Source organism: Paenibacillus sp. 1781tsa1 (assembly GCF_024159265.1).
GTDB lineage: Bacteria > Bacillota > Bacilli > Paenibacillales > Paenibacillaceae > Paenibacillus.
The window spans coordinates 3,312,176-3,329,981 of record NZ_JAMYWY010000001.1 but is presented as its reverse complement, the minus strand read 5'-3'; the positions used below and the strand labels follow the sequence as shown (position 1 = coordinate 3,329,981).

General features: G+C 43.2%; 15 protein-coding genes. All 15 read right to left on the bottom strand.

Going from position 1 to position 17,806, the window contains the following annotated elements:
- Nucleotide 1: 1 nt before the first annotated feature.
- A complete protein-coding gene (locus NKT06_RS14830) occupies nt 2-2,314 on the bottom strand; it encodes a glycoside hydrolase family 95 protein (RefSeq protein WP_253435701.1) in 2,313 nt (770 codons plus the stop codon).
- A 297-nt stretch (nt 2,315-2,611) separates the two neighbouring features.
- The gene (locus NKT06_RS14825) at nt 2,612-2,803 is read right to left on the bottom strand and encodes a hypothetical protein (protein ID WP_253435699.1); all 192 of its coding nucleotides are present in this window, start codon (nt 2,801-2,803) and stop codon (nt 2,612-2,614) included.
- Nucleotides 2,804-2,983: 180 nt separating this feature from the next.
- Nucleotides 2,984-3,946, bottom strand: a complete 963-nt coding sequence (locus NKT06_RS14820) for a GGDEF domain-containing protein (protein ID WP_253435697.1) — start codon at nt 3,944-3,946, stop codon at nt 2,984-2,986.
- Entirely contained in the window at nt 3,939-4,574 is a 636-nt protein-coding gene (locus NKT06_RS14815; RefSeq protein ID WP_253435695.1) for a chemotaxis protein CheC, read from the bottom strand. The genes NKT06_RS14820 and NKT06_RS14815 overlap by 8 nt, the downstream gene beginning before the upstream one ends.
- Nucleotides 4,564-4,938 carry a response regulator transcription factor gene (locus NKT06_RS14810; protein WP_253435693.1) on the bottom strand — a complete coding sequence of 125 codons (375 nt, stop codon included), beginning with the start codon at nt 4,936-4,938 and terminating at the stop codon, nt 4,564-4,566. The genes NKT06_RS14815 and NKT06_RS14810 overlap by 11 nt, the downstream gene beginning before the upstream one ends.
- Before the next feature lie 282 nt (nt 4,939-5,220).
- Nucleotides 5,221-6,123: a carbohydrate ABC transporter permease gene (locus tag NKT06_RS14805; protein WP_253435691.1), complete on the bottom strand. Its 903-nt coding sequence runs from the start codon at nt 6,121-6,123 to the stop codon at nt 5,221-5,223.
- A 12-nt stretch (nt 6,124-6,135) separates the two neighbouring features.
- On the bottom strand, nt 6,136-7,038 hold the full coding sequence (locus tag NKT06_RS14800; protein ID WP_253442575.1) for an ABC transporter permease: 903 nt from the start codon (nt 7,036-7,038) through the stop codon (nt 6,136-6,138).
- 173 nt (nt 7,039-7,211) lie between these two features.
- Nucleotides 7,212-8,867, bottom strand: coding sequence for a type 2 periplasmic-binding domain-containing protein (locus NKT06_RS14795; protein WP_253435689.1), 1,656 nt, complete (start codon nt 8,865-8,867; stop codon nt 7,212-7,214).
- A 139-nt stretch (nt 8,868-9,006) separates the two neighbouring features.
- Complete coding sequence (locus tag NKT06_RS14790) at nt 9,007-10,548, bottom strand: response regulator transcription factor (RefSeq protein WP_253435687.1); 1,542 nt, start codon at nt 10,546-10,548, stop codon at nt 9,007-9,009.
- A 13-nt stretch (nt 10,549-10,561) separates the two neighbouring features.
- Nucleotides 10,562-12,343: a sensor histidine kinase gene (locus NKT06_RS14785; RefSeq protein ID WP_253435685.1), complete on the bottom strand. Its 1,782-nt coding sequence runs from the start codon at nt 12,341-12,343 to the stop codon at nt 10,562-10,564.
- A 4-nt stretch (nt 12,344-12,347) separates the two neighbouring features.
- Entirely contained in the window at nt 12,348-13,463 is a 1,116-nt protein-coding gene (locus NKT06_RS14780) for a response regulator transcription factor (protein ID WP_253435683.1), read from the bottom strand.
- Nucleotides 13,464-13,846: 383 nt separating this feature from the next.
- Nucleotides 13,847-14,686 carry a formylglycine-generating enzyme family protein gene (locus NKT06_RS14775; protein WP_253435680.1) on the bottom strand — a complete coding sequence of 280 codons (840 nt, stop codon included), beginning with the start codon at nt 14,684-14,686 and terminating at the stop codon, nt 13,847-13,849.
- A gap of 134 nt (nt 14,687-14,820) precedes the next feature.
- Nucleotides 14,821-15,456, bottom strand: a complete 636-nt coding sequence (locus tag NKT06_RS14770) for a glycoside hydrolase family 11 protein (protein WP_124114710.1) — start codon at nt 15,454-15,456, stop codon at nt 14,821-14,823.
- Between the two features lie 72 nt (nt 15,457-15,528).
- A complete protein-coding gene (locus NKT06_RS14765) occupies nt 15,529-16,302 on the bottom strand; it encodes an alpha/beta hydrolase (protein ID WP_253435677.1) in 774 nt (257 codons plus the stop codon).
- 41 nt (nt 16,303-16,343) lie between these two features.
- Nucleotides 16,344-17,627 carry an SGNH/GDSL hydrolase family protein gene (locus tag NKT06_RS14760; RefSeq protein WP_367399860.1) on the bottom strand — a complete coding sequence of 428 codons (1,284 nt, stop codon included), beginning with the start codon at nt 17,625-17,627 and terminating at the stop codon, nt 16,344-16,346.
- Between the last annotated feature and the right edge of the window lie 179 nt (nt 17,628-17,806).

Sequence of the window (17,806 nt, the reverse complement as noted above, 5' to 3'; positions counted from 1 at the left end):
ATTATTTCCATTGATATCCTTTTAATTCAATCATGGAATTGGGGCCTGGAAAGGTTAATTCTATCTTTTGGTCCTGATAGGATACGGTTACAGATGATTCTGCAATAGAGCGAATTCTGGTATTTAACAGACGACCCGCTTCCCATTCCAGATCTAATTCAAATCCGCCGCGAGCCCGAATTCCATGAATATATCCTGTTGGCCAGGCTGCGGGCAGAGCAGGTAACAATCGGATTACTTCGTCATGGCTCTGGAGAAGCATCTCTGCTATACCTGCAGTACCTCCAAAGTTACCATCAATTTGAAATGGAGGATGGTCACAAAACAGATTGGGTAACGTGGAGGAACGTAGAAGTTCCACGATGTTATCGTGTGCAAGTTCCGACTCCTCTAATCGTGCCCACATGTTCAGAATCCACGCCCTGCTCCATCCTGTGTGTCCACCACCGTGTTCCAATCTTCGATCGAGTGTTACGCGCGCTGCCTTAGCCAGATCAGGTGTGGATTGCACCGTAATTTGCGTTCCGGGATGCAAAGCGAATAAATGGGAAATATGTCTGTGGCCAGGTTCCAATTCATCATAGTCCTTACTCCACTCCTGGATCTGACCATGTTTTCCAATGGAGGTCTCCGGTATCTTGGTTAAAGCGCTACGAAGTACTTCACCAAATTCCTGATCTTCTTGCAAGATCCGGGTGCTCTCAATGCAGCGCGTGAAGAGTTCTCTAATAATCTGGTTATCCATTGAAGCACCAAAACATAAAGACCCCGACTCTCCATTGTCTAATATATAGCGATTCTCCGGTGAGGACGAAGGACATATCACCCAATTTCCGGAAGGATCTTCTACTAGATAATCCAGAATAAACATAGCCGCATCTTTCATCGTGGCGTAAACTTTTTGAAGAAACTGAACATCCTGATTGTATTCGTAATGGTCCCACAGATGTAATGAAAGCCATGCTCCTCCCATGGTCCAAAACGTCGATGTCATGCATACATCCTGCGGAGCGGCGTCTGCCCAGATATCCGAATTATGGTGGGCGACGAATCCCCTGCACCCATACATGATCCTAGCAGTTTCCTTTCCTCGAACTTGCAGTCGCTCTATAAAATCAAACAATGGAACGTGACATTCAGACAGATTGCAGCTTTCTGCAGGCCAGTAATTCATCTGTGTATTAATATTAATCGTATATTTGCTATCCCATACTGGAAGCATGTCTTTATTCCATATCCCTTGAAGGTTTGCCGGTAAAGAACCTGGACGGCTGCTTGAGATAAGCAGATAACGACCAAATTGAAAGTATAGACTCACCAGTTCAGGATCAAGCTTACCAGCTCTAAGCCGTGCGAGGCGTTGATCGATTGGAAGTTCGGAACAAATAACATCTGTATTATCATCTTCGAGATGTATATCCATCTTTTTAAATAAAGATTGATAGTCCGAGACATGATTGGCGAGCAGTTCGCTGTATGTCTTGGTTGAAGCGGCCTCAATTCTTCGGAGGCACTCCACTTCAAGTTGTTCCTTGGGTACTCGAAAATCCGTGCAAGCTGAGATTAGAATAGTCGCTGAATTACCATCCTTCAGAGAAAGCTGACCGCTTGAATAATGAATCTGCCCCCCTTCAGATATAAGGCGGATCGCGCAACAAAATCGAATTCCTTCTTCTCCCCCACTCCTTCCTCGAATGATCAAGTTATTCGTTCCACGCTTCTCGATCCGATCCAGATTGGATTGGAACCCAACAGGATGTTTGAGACTACTGGACCAGTGTGTTGATTGCAGAACAGTTCCTCTGCCAAAAATAGTGGAGAAAGATAACTTTTCAGGTACGCTGGATTTGAGATGAACCACGAGTACTTGATCCGGGTAGCTAGCAAAATAATCACGGCTGTAAATGGATTGATCTACGGTATAATTTACGCTTACCTTACCTTGTTCCAGATCGAGATGTCTGTGATATTCATTCGGTTCTTGTTCACTGTGATCCATAGCGATGTAGAAGTCCCCTAATGGCTCATAATGCCTTTGCCCGTCAGGTACACCTACCAGAGTATCCGCTGCGAGTTCTTCTGCTTCCCTAATCTTGCCATCAAAAATCAGGTTTCTGATCTGAGATAAAGAGTCAAGGGCTTGAGGATTATTCCGCTGCATCGGACCACCATACCACAGACTATCTTCATTAAGCTGAATTCTCTCGATCTGTGTTTTCCCAAAAATCATGCCTCCAAGAGTTCCATTCCCGATAGGCAATGCCGCTTCCCATGTTCTAGCAGGTTCATTAAACCAGATATTTTTGGTCTTCACGTTAAAACCTCCAACGAATAATAATTCCTCACATTTCTTCTCATGTTTAGTATGTTCCGTCTGTATGTTATTTCAGTGTACTGTAATCTCTTAGACATTTAAATGAACAAAATTAACTTGAATTATCACAATCTTATCCCGGCATTAGAGGTGGTTTAATGATAAATTTCGAAGCTGGCGAATTTTTATTCTGGGCTAGGAAATATAGCGATTGGCAATAAAAAAAGCCGCTATATCAGCGGCTCACCAGGGGGCCATACTCTGGTCCCTTTCAATGTTGTAGTGTCAACGTTAATTCTAAGGTTTAATATTCGCTTGCTTACCATCAGGAGCCACCGGATTATCGATCGTCCTCACACCCCTGCGCTTCTTGTAACCTTTGAATATAAAATACCCCACGATGATTAAGATGATCGGCATTCCGTACAGTAATAGAATATAGAAACTGAACAGCAAAAGTGCGATTATCGCACCATCTATTTCATTCAATCTGTGTACTCCTTTATATGTCACTGGTTAATTGATTACTACATACTCGGTAACTACTCTCGCATCTTCCTGTGTAAAAAATGTAATTCATACGGAAAAACATATTTTTTCTTATGTTCATTGTATAGACAAATAAAGTTGCTACTGCGCAACTTTATAAAAAATACATTTTTAGATTTCTTAAGCATTTTCAGGTTCATAAATCCCGTATCCGTTCTTGCCATTCTTTTTAATCTTGTACATGGCTCCATCCGCATGTCTCAGTAGTTCAGAAGGCTCCTGTCCGTGCTTGGGAAACAGGCTGATACCTATACTCATCGAAAGGTTGATGTAGTTTCCTGCAATTTTGAAATGGGTACTGAATGCAGCTTCCAATCTTTTGGCGATAATTTCAGCATCATGATCATCTTTCAGATGGCTTAAAATGATAAATTCATCCCCGCCAAGCCGTGCTACAGTATCCGCACTTGGAATCGATTCGCTTAATCGCTTCGCCATTTCCAGCAGCACTTGATCACCAACATGATGTCCATATGTATCATTCACTTGTTTAAACCCATCAGCATCCACAAACATAATCGCAAGTTTACTATTGTTTCTTTGAGCATTACTGATAGCCCAGGCAAGACGGTCATTATAAGCGAGACGATTAGGCAGACCCGTAAGTGGATCATGCAGAGACAGATGTTTGCTGATCTTTTCGGAGATTTTGATTTTGGCGTACTCCGTCTCCAGTTCTTTGATCAGATTTTTAAGTTTATATACACGTGTGTTCGTGTTTGTCATGTCAGTAATCTGAATAAGCGCATAACTGCGATCTTCATGATAGAGCGGTTCAACATGCATATTTTGTCTGAATAATTGCCCGTCTTCTCCGTCATTAGGAAGAATGAATGCCTTATGTAAAGCACTTGAGCAAAATCTGCTTTGTCCATGATACAGCGCATTTTGCAAAATATTCAGATACATGTTCGACTTAAACCGTGGGCAGACCTCCAGCAGATTCAAGCCGATTACCTCTTCCGCATTCTTGCCCGTAAAGCGCTCCAACCAGGCATTCCACACAACAACTTTCAAATGTCTGTCCACGATCATGATCCCCATATGGGCTTTGTTCAAAGCTTGTGAAATAAGATTATCCATTATCCCCCTCCAACAAAGCGTCCATTTTGGCAAGCAGGCTTGATATGGAGTTCATGCTCAATGCTATGACAATGATCCCTGTCACATCCGTATCGGCAAGTAAAAACGAGGTATGTAAAACCAGGACATAGACTTCATTCTGAAGCAATATTTGTTGATCGGAATTGGTGACATAGATCAGTTCAATATCAGGCAGGACATATTCCAGTTTGATCTCCAGGAAATTTCCGAATTCTCCAATAATGGCGTTAAGAAGAACATTGCTAACTTCCTTCAAAACGTCCAAATCCGTGTCCATCAGGTTCGGATCTTCCGTTATAACGCTCTCACCCAGTTCTCCAAGGCAGATGTTGGCCAATACTTTAGCCTGCTCTACAGGAAACATCAGAAATGCTTTTCCCTGAAATTCATATCCAAATTGTAAAGAGGATCTGAACAGATGCCCTTCACTAAAGAAAATATTGTATCTTCGATCTCCAGGGTCAACATCGGATATGGAGATTAGTTCCACCTCCGGAATACTCAAAACAATACGCTTGTCTACAATCTCCGACAACATGTTAGCCGCTTGTCCCACGTAAACGTTCACAAGTTCAGTTAGCAAATCCTTCTGTAAATCATTCAACATGATAGGCCGCCTGAATGAGTTGAATCATGGTGGTTGCCTTTTCTGCGGTTAACGGTTTATTCAAAAATCCAGAAATACCCAACAATTCAACTTCATCCCTAGTTGTCTTCTGAATATCTGCAGATAGAATAATAATTTTGACTTTGCTATCCGTTTCCCGAATCATTCGAAGCATTTCTTGTCCGTTCAGACCAGGCATCAGCAGGTCGGTGGTTATAAAATCAGGTTGAAACTCCTTAAATAGGTTGTAACCTTGCTCTCCATTGTTAGCAATCTGAATCTCGCATTCTGGAATATGGTCAACAATAAGCTTTGTAAGCAATTTCTGTACGAAAATGGAGTCTTCCACGATTAATACTTTCATTTTCTCTTCAGTCTCCTTGATAAAATGGTAAGAGCTCGGGATGGTCAAGCGCTTTGGACAGTTCTTGATAGAGGGCATTCTCGCGCAGTGGCACCCTGAAAAGAGACTGACTAGTGAATCAAGTAAATATAAATTATATTAACTTTAATTTAATTGTCAACAACATTGTTGAATAAGTTAAATTCGTGTGCAATTGACGTACTGGGCCCGCCGTTTAAAAAACATGAAAAAACGGTCACCCGGGTGACCGTTTTTGATCGGTTATCTGGAACTGCATTAAGTTTACTCTTTTACCCCTCCAAGCTGCAAGCCATGAACGAAATACTTCTGTAAAAATGGATATACAACCAAGATCGGCAATGCGGCTACAATTGTAATGGCTGCCCGAATAGATACGGGTGTAACCATGTTGCGCGCGGCGCCAAGATCCGCTCCATTGGCAACAGCTGCACTGCTGTTGGAATTCATCGAAGAAGATAATAGCTTCATCAACTCATATTGCAGCGTGCTCAGGTTTTGTTTGGAAGAAGCATACAGAAACGTATCGAACCAAGAATTCCATTGGCCGACTGCAATGAACAATGCAACAGTAGCCAGTACCGGTTGGCACAGTGGTAGAATAATGGATATGAACGTTCTGAAATCTCCAGCACCATCAATCTTGGCCGATTCGATTAGTCCCTCGGGTAGTGTCTGGATATAGGTACGAATAACAATCATATTAAAGGCACTGATCAGCCCAGGAATAATGTACACCAGAAAGTTGTTTAACAAATGCAAATCTTTCATTAGGAAGTAAGTTGGAATAAGACCTGCGCTAAAGTACATCGTAAGAACAACGATAATGGTAATGGGCTTTCGTAATATATAATCTTTTCGACTTAGTGTGTAAGCCAGCATGGACGTTAAGAATAGACTTAAGACTGTCCCCAAAACCGTTCTCGCCACAGATATACCGAAGGCGCTGAAGATGGTCCCTCCTGCAAATACTGCTCTGTAGTTTTGATCTGTCCATACCCGAGGCCACAGATAAATCCCACCCCGGATGGTGTCATTACCGGCATTGAATGATACGGCGAGTGTATTCACAAACGGATACAGGGTAACAATCGCGATGGCGATCATCAGTATACCATTTAACGTATGGAAGACAATCGGTTCAAGCCGAGATTTATTTATTCCCATCTCTAGTCCTCCTTATATTAATCGGTCTTCCCCGAGCCGTTTGGAAATAGAATTCGCCGCAAAGATCAGCGTAATACTAACCACTGTCTTGAATATTCCTGCTGCGGTAGCCAAAGAGTAATTTCCGATCTGTAGTCCGTATTTCAGGACAAATATATCTATCGTCTGTGACCAGTCGACAACCACGCCATTACCTAACAGATACTGAACTTCGAATCCAGCTTCCAGAATCCAGCCCATATTCATGATCAGCAAAATGATAACAATGGATTTGATTCCGGGTAAGGTCACATACAGCATTTTCTTATATCGGTTCGCACCATCGATCTCTGCCGCTTCATAGAGCGAGGGATCGATAGACGTAATGGCCGCCAGATAAATAATGGCATTCCAGCCTACTTCTTTCCACACATGAGATGCGCCTACAATGCCCCAGAAATATTCCGGAACGCTAAGCCACATAATAGGTTCTTGAATGATGTTTAACTTCATGAGCACCACATTGACAATTCCGCCGTCTACAGACAGTGAACTTGCCACGATGCCTGTCACGATAATCCATGAGAGAAAGTGAGGCAAATACGATATCGTTTGAATGGTTCGTTTATAGAACTTATGCTTGATCTCATTAAGTAAAATGGCAAATATAATGGCTGTTGCAAATCCGAGCACCATATTGATTACACTCATCGCAATGGTATTACGAAGCACGTTAAGAAATGCATCGTCAGTTAGCAAAAACTTGAAGTGTTTGAGCCCGACCCATTCCTGCTGGGTGAAACTCTTGGCAGGACTATAATTCTGAAAGGCCATAACCCAGCCCCAAATGGGATAATACGAGAATACGAGAATGTACGCAACGATGGGTAATGACATGAACATCAGTTGTCTCTGTCCGCGCAACCGTTTTAACATTGGTGTTTTGACAACGGCTGTATGGGTAGTTTGCTCTGGTATGGCTCCAGGCGTGTTCGCCATCTTTCACTCCTCCTATTGGCTTGCAGCGACTTTATGCATGATCCCCGGAAGGTACTCGCCTGAGTAATTCCCTAGTAAATACCTTCCGAGCGAATCATTGCCGCATTTTTTTATTTAACGGACCAGTTCTCGATTCTCCATTTCAGTTGTTCATTAATTCGGTCTTCATAGGATTTAATATCGATTTTCTTGTAAGCGTCCACATATTCAGTCCAAATGTTATCGAATTCATTCGGTTTTGACATGATCGCTTTAGGCAAGAATTTCAATGAAGTGTCTGTCATTTGTTTGTTCGCTACCGCAGCATCAGAGCCTTCTTTCAGATCGACTTGCCATGCTGGATAGTACACTGGATTTTCTGGTGCAGGAGAGAAGAAGTCACTCCACGTTTTAAAGCCATATGCATCCAGAAGTTCTTTATCTTCCGGTTTGAGGTTGTCATAGAATTCCTCAGGTTGGTTGATCGCTCCAATGGCGTTGCCATCTTCAAATGTTCCTTCGAGTTTTGGTGCTGCAGCATAGAAACCTTCTGCTTTGTTAACCAATCTCCATGCCGGATCATCCTGCTCTTTACGTTGCTCTGGTGTACGATAGAATCTTCCTTCTTCATTCACCTGATAGTCTACACCCTCTTCACCCCATGACAAGAGCTTCTGGTACTTCTCGTCCATAAGCTTATCGAGGAATTTGATGAGTGCGACAGGGTCTTCGGCATCTTTACTGATACCAAAACCATTGTTCAAGTTAATGACCGGACGATCCAGATAGTGATCTGTGATACTTGTATCATAGACTAGCGGGAAGCCTACGTATGTCTGACCAATTTTGCCCTGTGCTACAAGTGGGTCTTCCCCAGCTTGGAAATTCCAGTGCTGGTCGAACATACTAAGCACACGTCCCGAAGAAATTTTGGCCAGATATTGATCATAGTTCTGAACAAAGGCTTCTTTATCCAGCAATCCTTCATTATAGAGATTGTTTAGTTCCTTATAATACCGTTTGGAGATATCTTTGTCGGCAAAAACGGTTGCCACTCCGTTATCATCTACGACTACGCCCCCGTCATTGGGGTGACCCGTAAGATGTTCAGGTGGGTTAAGCAAAGGGAACGTCCGCCAGTCTGAAGCCAATGTCGTGAAACCAATCGTCGGTTGACCATCAATCGTTGGATTCTTGGCTGCGTAATCACGGATCAACTTCGTGAAATCATCCAACGTTTTAGGAGTCGGGTACCCGGCATCCTTCAGTATGGACTTTTGAATCCAGAATGCAGGACCAGAGTAATAGTTACTAATGAACTCCCCTGTATACACTCCATAGTTAGGCAACCAATAAATGTGTCCGTCACTGGAGTCTTTCATCCGGTTCCAGTCTTTACCGAAATGCTTCTTCAGATTAGGTGCATGCTCTTCAATGAGATCTTCGAGCGGAATAACCGCACCGGCTGATACCAATTTGGTATCTGCTGTGATCAAGTCAGGGAAATCACCACCGGCAATCATAACGCCGAGCTTCTGTTGAAGATCACCCACGAGAAACTCCATCTCAAGATTGACGCCGAGCTCATCCTGGATCTTCTTGTAGATCCGGTTATCTTTAGCTGGCGCCTGATTTGGCGTTCCGATAAAGGCCGTGATGTTCAGTACCTCTTTCCCATCCTTTGTAGTCGCTTTCTCATTGTCACCGCTGCATCCTGCAAGTGCCAAACTTAAAGCCAGAACGAGTGATACGGAACCCCAAAGCTTCTTTTTCTTAAGTCCCCCCATGTACTTGCCCTCCTTGGAAGTGGTATGTCTTACTGTTTTTAGTATGAAGAAATGTATGCGGTTACAAAATATATATATTTAAGGTCCACCCCCCTGTAATTGCAGGTCTTATTCAGGAGGAGTTCTTCTTTTCCAAAGATCAATTCGCATACTTTTGTCTGTATTCTAAAGGTTTCATGGCTGTACGTTTTTCGAAGTGTCTGAGAAAATGCTGGTAACTGCGGTACCCTACCTGCTCTGCAATCGCACTTGATGTCTGATTCGTCTGCTGAAGGAGACGCTTCGCTTCTTCCATTCGCAGATCATGTACAACCTCGATTACACCTTTTCCGTACTTTCGCAAAAAGGACTGCCCTAAATGGACTGGGTTCACGTAGAATCGCTCTGCGAGCTCTTGAATCGTAAATGTCTCTCTGTAATGCATCTGCACATATTCAGCAACCGTCGCCTGAATGCCTCCAAGTTGCCTTTCCCGGAAAAGAGCCAGTTCTGACTTGCATTGCAAACAGAAATGTTCCAGATTGTTAGCAACTTTTTCTATATTTCGTTGGCCCTTCTCCAGAATTCCGCTTGCCAATTCGTTCATTAGAGCATTAGGTTCTCCTCCTAATTCTCTACACAGGGACAGTCCGCGGAATATAATGTGTGTAGAGAAAATATGTACAATCTCTGGCGCAGCCTTCATCTGTATAAACAGTTCAAAGGCACTACGAATGGAACTCGAGAGTTCCTCGACAGAACCGTTTTCAAGCAATTCGCTAATATGGTCCACCTCTGATAGCGTTTCCGGATCAAACTGCCAATTCTCCAACTGAATTTCTTCGGCAAACAAAAGGCGCTTTTGATTAAAAAACAAATAACGCCCAACCTCCTGAGCGGAGTGTAAGGATTCAGATAAAAGCTCCACTTTGTTGACCGTTAAACCAACCGCGATATGAATATCTTCGCAGCCGTTATTTTGCATGTTGTTCATCAAACGCTGGGCAAAAGCTTTAATTGCTTCAGATGTCCCATTTCTATCCTTCGCTTGCTCCCCCCATACCAGTCCCAATGAGTCTCTTGTTCTGTCTATCACATAACAACAAGTTGTTACATCAGCCGTTTGTTCGGCTACGGAACAGGCTTCCTGAATATCTCCCTGAAAAGCTATCCGCAGGTATGCCCAATGGGACTTGTCTAAACGAGGAAGGATTTCCGACATCTCCTGCTCCGATATATTCTGCTTATCCTTCATCAGTGCGGACAAAAACGCTTTGATCCTTTGCTCGTTTGCATGTTCCCGAATACGCTCCTGGTTTTCACGCTCCTGCAACTGCATACGGAGACGGACCAACATGTCCTCTGCTTCTATACTGTCAACGGGTTTGGTTAAATAGTTGGAGACACCTAATCGAATAGCTTGCCTCGCATAATTAAAGTCACTGTATCCACTCGTGATGACAAACAGCACAGATTCATGTTCCAATCGTCGTGCTTCTTCCACAAGTTCCAGCCCATTCATGACAGGCATACGAATGTCTGTCACCACAAGATCAGGCTGATCTTCTTGTATCATACGAATCGCTTCCTCACCATTGGCGCACACACCTTTGATTTCAAATCCATGCTTTTCCCAATTGATCAGAAGCTGTAACCCTTCAATGGCATACGGTTCATCATCGACTAACAATACTTTATACATGAGAGATTACCTCCTATTTCCTCTGTTCCAGCCTGGAGATCGGTATACGGTACCCTGCAATGGTTTCCTCTCCTGGTACACTGCTTAGATCGAATATCGCATTTCCTTCATAAAAGAGTTCCAACCTCCGGTAGACATTGCGGAGTCCAACATGCTCGCCGTTCCTGGGTCTTTCAGAACGAATATCTCTCAGGAGCTCCGTTAGTCTCCCTGCATCCATACCGATTCCATTATCGATCACCTGAATAACCAGTTCAGAAGCGTTGCGTCTCGCCGTTATCTTGATCTGTCTTCCATTTTTTCGCGCCTGCAAGCCATGTTTGCATGCATTTTCAACGAGCGGTTGAATACTCATGCGGGGAATGAGCAACGAAGCAGCATCAGGATCAACCTCGAAGGTATAATCAAAAAGCTCCCCGAAGCGAAACTTCTCAATCTGGAGATAAAGATTCGTAAATTGCAGTTCTTCATGTAAGGGAATCAGATTGTCCGAATGACTGAGCAACTGTCTCATCAACATGGACAGACTTTTAATAATCTCAATGACTTCCGTATATCCATTCTTCGTACTAACCACCAGCAAGGCATTCAATGTGTTAAATAAAAAATGGGGATTCATCTGACTCTGGAGCATGGACAATTCGGTCCTTACTTGATCCAACTCCAAATCTTTTTGACGGATTTCCAGTTTATACACGTCATTAATCAGCGTATGAATTTTACCAATCATGATGTTAAATGTTCGAATAAGCCCGCCGATTTCGTCGCGGCCTTCCTGAATTTCAATCAGATCGAATCGTTCATTGCGAACCTTCTCCATATGTCTGGATAGCTTGCGAATCCGATAGTGATAGGAACGCAAAATAATGTAGATCAACACAGAGGGGACTACAATACTTATTGCCAGTAACCCCAGAATGGATTTGAAGGCTTCTCGCAACAGGTGGTCAAGGTGACGCGTATCGGCAACTCCAATCAATTTCCAACCCTTAAGGTACGCTAGATTCCCCAATGACTTTTCGAGCGTATAAGCAGAATTGCCAGATTCCTTGGCTATTGAATCGTTTTCCGTGTTAGATAAGTCGGTTTCGCTGAATTCCCCACTTGAAACGACAGTTCGATTGTTGCTATCGACCAGACGCAGCTGAAGACTATCTGATTCACGATTTAAAATGCTATACACCCGGCTAAGTTCCAGATCGATCTTGGAATACTTGTTGTAATTGGCAAAGGAAGTATAGGTATCCATTTTGCCAATCACACTGATCCTTCTTCCCGCGTTAAATCCGGACGGCTCAACATAATCAACGACAAGAATGCCTCCACTGGTGGATTTCAGCTGTTTCAATCCAGGAAGTACATTCTTGTCTTTCATCACGATATAGTGACTGCCGGTCTGAATGGTATCGTTATCCGTATAGATACGCACCTCCAGAATATTCGCTGACATATACCTTGTTAATTTATCTCGCAGAAATGCATGGTACACGTTGTAATAATCGACGGGGGAAGGATAGGTCCGATCCAAAGCCTCGTAGAGCGAATCGTCTGCTGCAATAATTCGGCTCAGAGCAACGCTCTCATCAATCATGCCAAGCAGTTCCCCCGCTGCCCTGTCGATGGATTTGCGCAGATTTTCCTGTTCTCTAATCTTGATATCCGCAGAGGTTCGTTGATAGAAGAAGATATTAATCGTTATTACAGGAAGGAGAATACTAAGTACATAAATAAGCAGAAATTTGGATCGGAGAGGAATATCATTAACCTTACGGAACATCCAGAATTTATGACGCATATGATCACCCTTGGTTTTTGTTTTTATAGACGGATGGAAGCTCCCCTGTATGTGCTCTGAATTTTTGGGTGAAATATTCAGCATCATGATATCCCAGACTGAATGCAATTTCAGTGATCTTCATATTGGTGCGTCGCAGAAGTTTACGGGCTTCCTCAACTCGAAGCTGGTGCACATAGTCAATGAAACTGACTCCCATCTCCCGCTTGAACTGTTGACCCAGGTAGGCAGAATTCACGTGAATACGATTAGCTACATCTTGTAATTTAATTTTGCTTCGATAGTGTTGCTTCAATTCATTCACTGCTTCTGCAACAAGCCCTCCTGTACGCGACTTTTGCTTCAATTCAGACTGGGAAAGTTGCTCGGACAGTCGAACACACAGGTCTTGTAATGTGCCAGAAGTCCAACTCGCAGCCTCATGCCATTCTTTTTCACATAGTATTTCTCTGCAAACCTCTCTTTTTCCATATTTCCGTAGCAACTCCCCATGGATATATCGGATGACATGATGTATCCATTCCAATGAAACTTCTGCTGTCTCACTCTTCTCTAGTAATGCACTCACTGCATTATCAATGGAAAAAGTGTCTCCGGCTTCAATCGACGCCAAGATATCTTTGGAGATGTTCATCATTTGCTCTAAATCATATTCTTCGCTTGTTCGATATTCATTAAGATGATTTTCATGGGCTTCATCTGTAACCATGATTCCATGCTGCTGTTTTTGCTCATTTCTACGTTTGTCCAGAGGTTCAATCATTTCCATAAGGATTTGATGAATTTCCTCTGGAACAAGAGGTTTAAGCACATACTGATCGACCTGATACCGTATGGCTTGCTTGGCATAATTAAAATCGGAGTATCCTGTAACGATAACGATTTTAGAGGTATAAGCGAGATCTTCTCGCAAGGTGTGAATCAAACCGAGACCATCCATAACAGGCATTTGAATATCAGTGACGACAAGATCGGGTTCAACCGAGTTGAATAAAGCAAGTGCTTCCTCCCCATCCGTTGCCGTTCCACAGAGTTCATATCCACAAGCTCGCCAGTCGATCATCGTTCTCCATCCTTCTAGCATAAACGGCTCATCATCCGCGACAATGACCTTGTACATTAGCTCACCTCTCTTTTGTCCGTGATCAGCTGCATGTATTTTATCTATATCTATGGGTAGATTTCATTTGTTCCGAAAACGCTAAACAGCAGAACAACAGCAGGATTGTTGTCTGCTCGCACAACTTGGAGAATTTCAGGATCAGAAGATGTATGCAATTGTATAAGAAATAACATTTTCACCAGTCTAATCGTCATTAATCGATAACTTAGAATTGTATCTATCAGACGTATTATAAGAACGCTCCGATTATAACGAAGCGCCGGGAATGACAATACAAGTGTAACGCTTACATTTTTGCGCAACAACCTGATAAACTATAGGTTTTCACCCGACAAATTATAGGTCGAACTCAGAAGTAATCCACTAACAGGCAAGAGATTTTATTCTCCACGCACAATACGGAATCCTTGATCAGGCCCAAAACCATTTGCATCAAATTTGCCTCGGAATGCTATTTCATTGTTATTTACACCACCAATCCAGCCTCCGCCTTTCACCACTCGCCAGGATTGTTGTGGACTCTCTGGATCGCTATACCAGTCCCAGCACCATTCTCTCACATTCCCAGACATATCATAGATTCCTAACTCATTCGCCTTCTGAGTTCCGACTTTTTGGGTTTGATTACGATTGCTCTCAATAGCGGGCCAGCTCCAGTCACCTGTCAGAATCTTGTCGCCGGCATTTATCCAGTACCAAGCAACTTCATCAGGATTATTACTTCCACTGTATGTGTAATTTAAGCTCTTTTGGCCTCCGCTTGCAGCGTATTCCCATTCTGCTTCTGTAGGTAAACGGTAACCGTTGGCGCCTTCGTTGATCGTTACATTCCATTTGATATTGTCGTTTTCATTGTGATTATTCGTGTCCAGGTTGTCCTTGTCTATATTGTAATAAGGTTTCAGGTTTTCTTTTATACTTTTTTGATTACAGTATTCTACTGCGTCATACCAGCTGACCATTTCAACGGGCAGGTCATCTCCCTTGAAGCCAGACGGGTTTTCCCCCATAATTTCCATCCACTCTTTTTGAGTCACTTCATATTTGCCAATATAAAAGGAGTCCAGCGTTTCATTTTTATTAATCTGACTCGGCTTACTGCTCTTGAAAGCCCCTCCTTCGACGAAAACCAAGTCATCGTTTAATTGAGAATTACCGGCTGAACAAGCACTCAGACTAACAACCATGGCAATTAAGGTTAACCATACTAGCTTCCTCATTCAATTATTCTCCTTTGCTAAGCTTGAATCCGGCAACGTCGAGGTCCGTTAATCTGCTGAATAACGGTTCCTCAACGCTTCCGGAAAATTGAATTCAAATGCAAGTGCAGACGTTGAATTGCATTACATCATTTTTACCAAACCGTCACGTTTGCGCTTCCGCTGCTTTGATAACCCTCTGTAGCCATCACCTGATAGGACCAACTATTTCCAAGGTACATCCCTTTGCTCGCCCACGCATTCACATGATTGCTGAACGTAATGGTAGAATTGACACCAGTCGGTCTCTTGGACTGTCTAACACTCCAATACTGAGGGAAAGTCTGCGTACCATCAATGGAAGGAGCATTGTATCTCATCGTTGTATAGATGTCATATGTGCCACCATCACTAGTCACCGTGCCCTTATACGTTCCGGTCGGACGATACGTTCCCCAGCTATCCACCACGTAATATTCAATTAAAGCGTTTCTAGTCCAACCATAGAAGGTGAGATAGCCGTTACCTGAAGGAGCGAACACACCGGCATTGTAATTGACTACCCGATTAGGTGTGCCATATGTCCACCCTTTCCCGACAACAAAGTTCCCAGTATTTTGCCAATTCACACTGTAATTTCCGCCCGATCCATTCACGGCGTTGACCGTTCCTCCACCATCTGTCCAATTCTGCCAATAATCTGTTGCAGCACTGGATGTTGCTGCGAAGACACCAAAACTCATGGAAGCTGCAAGAACAACAGTCATTAATTTTTTACCGAATTTGAACATAGAATGATACCTCCCGATATTTTAATAGATTTGGTTGATACTACAATCCGATATGAATGATCTTCAGCATATTCACTTGAAAAGTCGTTGCGAAAACAGATACAGATCGTTCTTCCATACAGGCCAATCATGTCCTCCACTTTCCTCATGCCAAATGTGAGGTACTCCGTGTTGTGCCAAATATCGGTGAACCTCAAAACTAATCTCTATTAGATTGTCCTGCTCACCGCAAGAGATCCATAACAGCGAGAGTAATGAAGGCGCTTTCGAAAGATCGGGGACAAGCAGCTCCGGACTTCTGGTGTTTGGGGCTGCAGAGAAAGCACCGATCCATGCAAAATGGTCCAGATTGCTTAATCCGATATTTAAGGATTGACCTCCACCCATGGATAAACCAGCAATCGCTCTTTTATCCCGGCTTGTATGCACAGGATAGTTGGACTCCATGTAAGGGATCAAATCGTTCAGCAGATCGGATTCAAATCTTTCAAATGCTTTGATTTTTTCAGGTTCAAACAAGTCTCCTTCGGCCCGGTCATTCGTCATTGCGCGACCATTGGGGAAAACAATAACCATCGGCTCAAGCAAGTTATCGCTGTACAGATTATCAAGAATAATTTGCGGAGAACCATGGGTATGCCATTCGGTTTCGTCTCCACCAATCCCATGCAAAAGAAAAAGTACAGGATACATCGTTGTCGAAGAAAATTCTGGTGGGGTGTACACCATCGCTTTACGGGAATTGCCAACCGTCCTGGAAGGATACTCTACCGTCTCCATGACTCCACGTGGTATATTCTCCCGATATTGGTCATATCCCGTTGCTGCTGATGAGATCAATTTCATTCTCTTTTCCTCCGAACATATGAATGACTATCAGTCTTCAATTAATCCACATAGCCAAAACCCAGAATGGTGAAGCATTTATGTTCATGACCTTCCGTCATTTCGATCTCGATGGAGTGCTCCTTAACATGCTCTTCATTAAGCAGAAGTGTGGCATGGCAATGGGTCCAGTTGATCTTACGCGGATCGACTTTTTGGACAATTACCCCATCTACCCTGATATGTGCAGTTCCGAATTCGTCGTTACCAGAATCCTTGAAGATCAGAATGAGGCGTTTGCACTGCAAACTTATCTTAAAGCTGCTCTGCGACTCTTTTCCCTCTCCTGAATGCATCCAGTTGTTGGGGAACTGGGGTGTACCATAGTCATGAGCATCCATCTCAGCCATCTGCAGATCCGTATCCGTTTTGCAAAAAGAGCCTGCATCGATTCGGGCAATGTTACTGCCGTTTGTCCGATCCAACAGCTTCACATTAACAAATTCATTTCCAATTAGCGGAGCTTTTTCAATATCATGATCTTGCTCATCCCATTCCGAAAGATTCGTCACGTCGAACAAATATTCCAAACAATCGGCCATAATCCGGTGCCCCGTGTTAGTCGGATGATATATATCATGGAAAAATTGCTTTTTGGAAATAATGTTGCCCTCATCTTTTGTCTTGTTGAACTGATCTACGACAGCATCTTTCACACTTACCATTGGCAGATCATAATGCCAGCCTACCGGAGCAAGACGATCCTGCAGATTCCAGTCATTTTCGAATACACTGAATAACAAGATGACCGCTGGCTTGTTATCGGCAGCAAGTGCTTTGAGCACCAGACTCTCGTAACATTTACCTTGGGTTTCATCATCTGCATCATTAACTGCGAATTCGATTATGACAATATCCGGCTGAACAGCACCTCCCCTTAACACATCACGATCATAACGTACAATCCCCAATTCCGAAGGAGTTCCACCTACACCTGCTTTAATCAGATGAATCGGACTCTCTTTTGAAAGCGCAAACATAAACTTGAACGACTCATACGAACGATAAGCGTAACTTTGGAGATGAATAGGTATTGCACCAGCACCTTGGGTAATAGAGCCTCCAATATAAGCTATAACGACAGGTTCACCGTTTTTTGCCTTCTCAATGGCTCGTTTTAATCTGACATTATTCCCTTTGTTCAGAAGAGACCGGCCAATCATGTCGCGATATCCATGTGATTCAAAGTCAATTGCGGGCTTGACTGACGACGCTGTCACTCCAACTGGATCGCGCGGTGCAGTGAATTCCGTGTTTTCACCTGCATCTTCTGAATCCTGGAGCATAAATCACCATCACATCCTTTCGGCTAGATTCTGATCATCCTCAAACCACATTTAAAGGATCACAGCTTGTATTATGATTAGATCAGGTGTGACCCTTCTCCCAAAGTGTATCGCTTACATAATTTTACAACAACCTGGCAAAGTATAGGATTTCAACCACTATATCATTTTAAGTTGAG

What these genes read in the sequence shown, in the direction of transcription:
- NKT06_RS14820 (WP_253435697.1), bottom strand. Translation starts at nt 3,946, where the DNA reads ATGGATAATCTTATTTCACAAGCTTTGAACAAAGCCCATATGGGGATC.
- NKT06_RS14815 (WP_253435695.1), bottom strand. Translation starts at nt 4,574, where the DNA reads ATGTTGAATGATTTACAGAAGGATTTGCTAACTGAACTTGTGAACGTT.
- NKT06_RS14810 (WP_253435693.1), bottom strand. Translation starts at nt 4,938, where the DNA reads ATGAAAGTATTAATCGTGGAAGACTCCATTTTCGTACAGAAATTGCTT.
- NKT06_RS14805 (WP_253435691.1), bottom strand. Translation starts at nt 6,123, where the DNA reads ATGGGAATAAATAAATCTCGGCTTGAACCGATTGTCTTCCATACGTTA.
- NKT06_RS14800 (WP_253442575.1), bottom strand. Translation starts at nt 7,038, where the DNA reads ATGTTAAAACGGTTGCGCGGACAGAGACAACTGATGTTCATGTCATTA.
- NKT06_RS14795 (WP_253435689.1), bottom strand. Translation starts at nt 8,867, where the DNA reads ATGGGGGGACTTAAGAAAAAGAAGCTTTGGGGTTCCGTATCACTCGTT.
- NKT06_RS14790 (WP_253435687.1), bottom strand. Translation starts at nt 10,548, where the DNA reads ATGTATAAAGTATTGTTAGTCGATGATGAACCGTATGCCATTGAAGGG.
- NKT06_RS14785 (WP_253435685.1), bottom strand. Translation starts at nt 12,343, where the DNA reads ATGCGTCATAAATTCTGGATGTTCCGTAAGGTTAATGATATTCCTCTC.
- NKT06_RS14780 (WP_253435683.1), bottom strand. Translation starts at nt 13,463, where the DNA reads ATGTACAAGGTCATTGTCGCGGATGATGAGCCGTTTATGCTAGAAGGA.
- NKT06_RS14775 (WP_253435680.1), bottom strand. Translation starts at nt 14,686, where the DNA reads ATGAGGAAGCTAGTATGGTTAACCTTAATTGCCATGGTTGTTAGTCTG.
- NKT06_RS14770 (WP_124114710.1), bottom strand. Translation starts at nt 15,456, where the DNA reads ATGTTCAAATTCGGTAAAAAATTAATGACTGTTGTTCTTGCAGCTTCC.
- NKT06_RS14765 (WP_253435677.1), bottom strand. Translation starts at nt 16,302, where the DNA reads ATGAAATTGATCTCATCAGCAGCAACGGGATATGACCAATATCGGGAG.
- NKT06_RS14760 (WP_367399860.1), bottom strand. Translation starts at nt 17,627, where the DNA reads ATGCTCCAGGATTCAGAAGATGCAGGTGAAAACACGGAATTCACTGCA.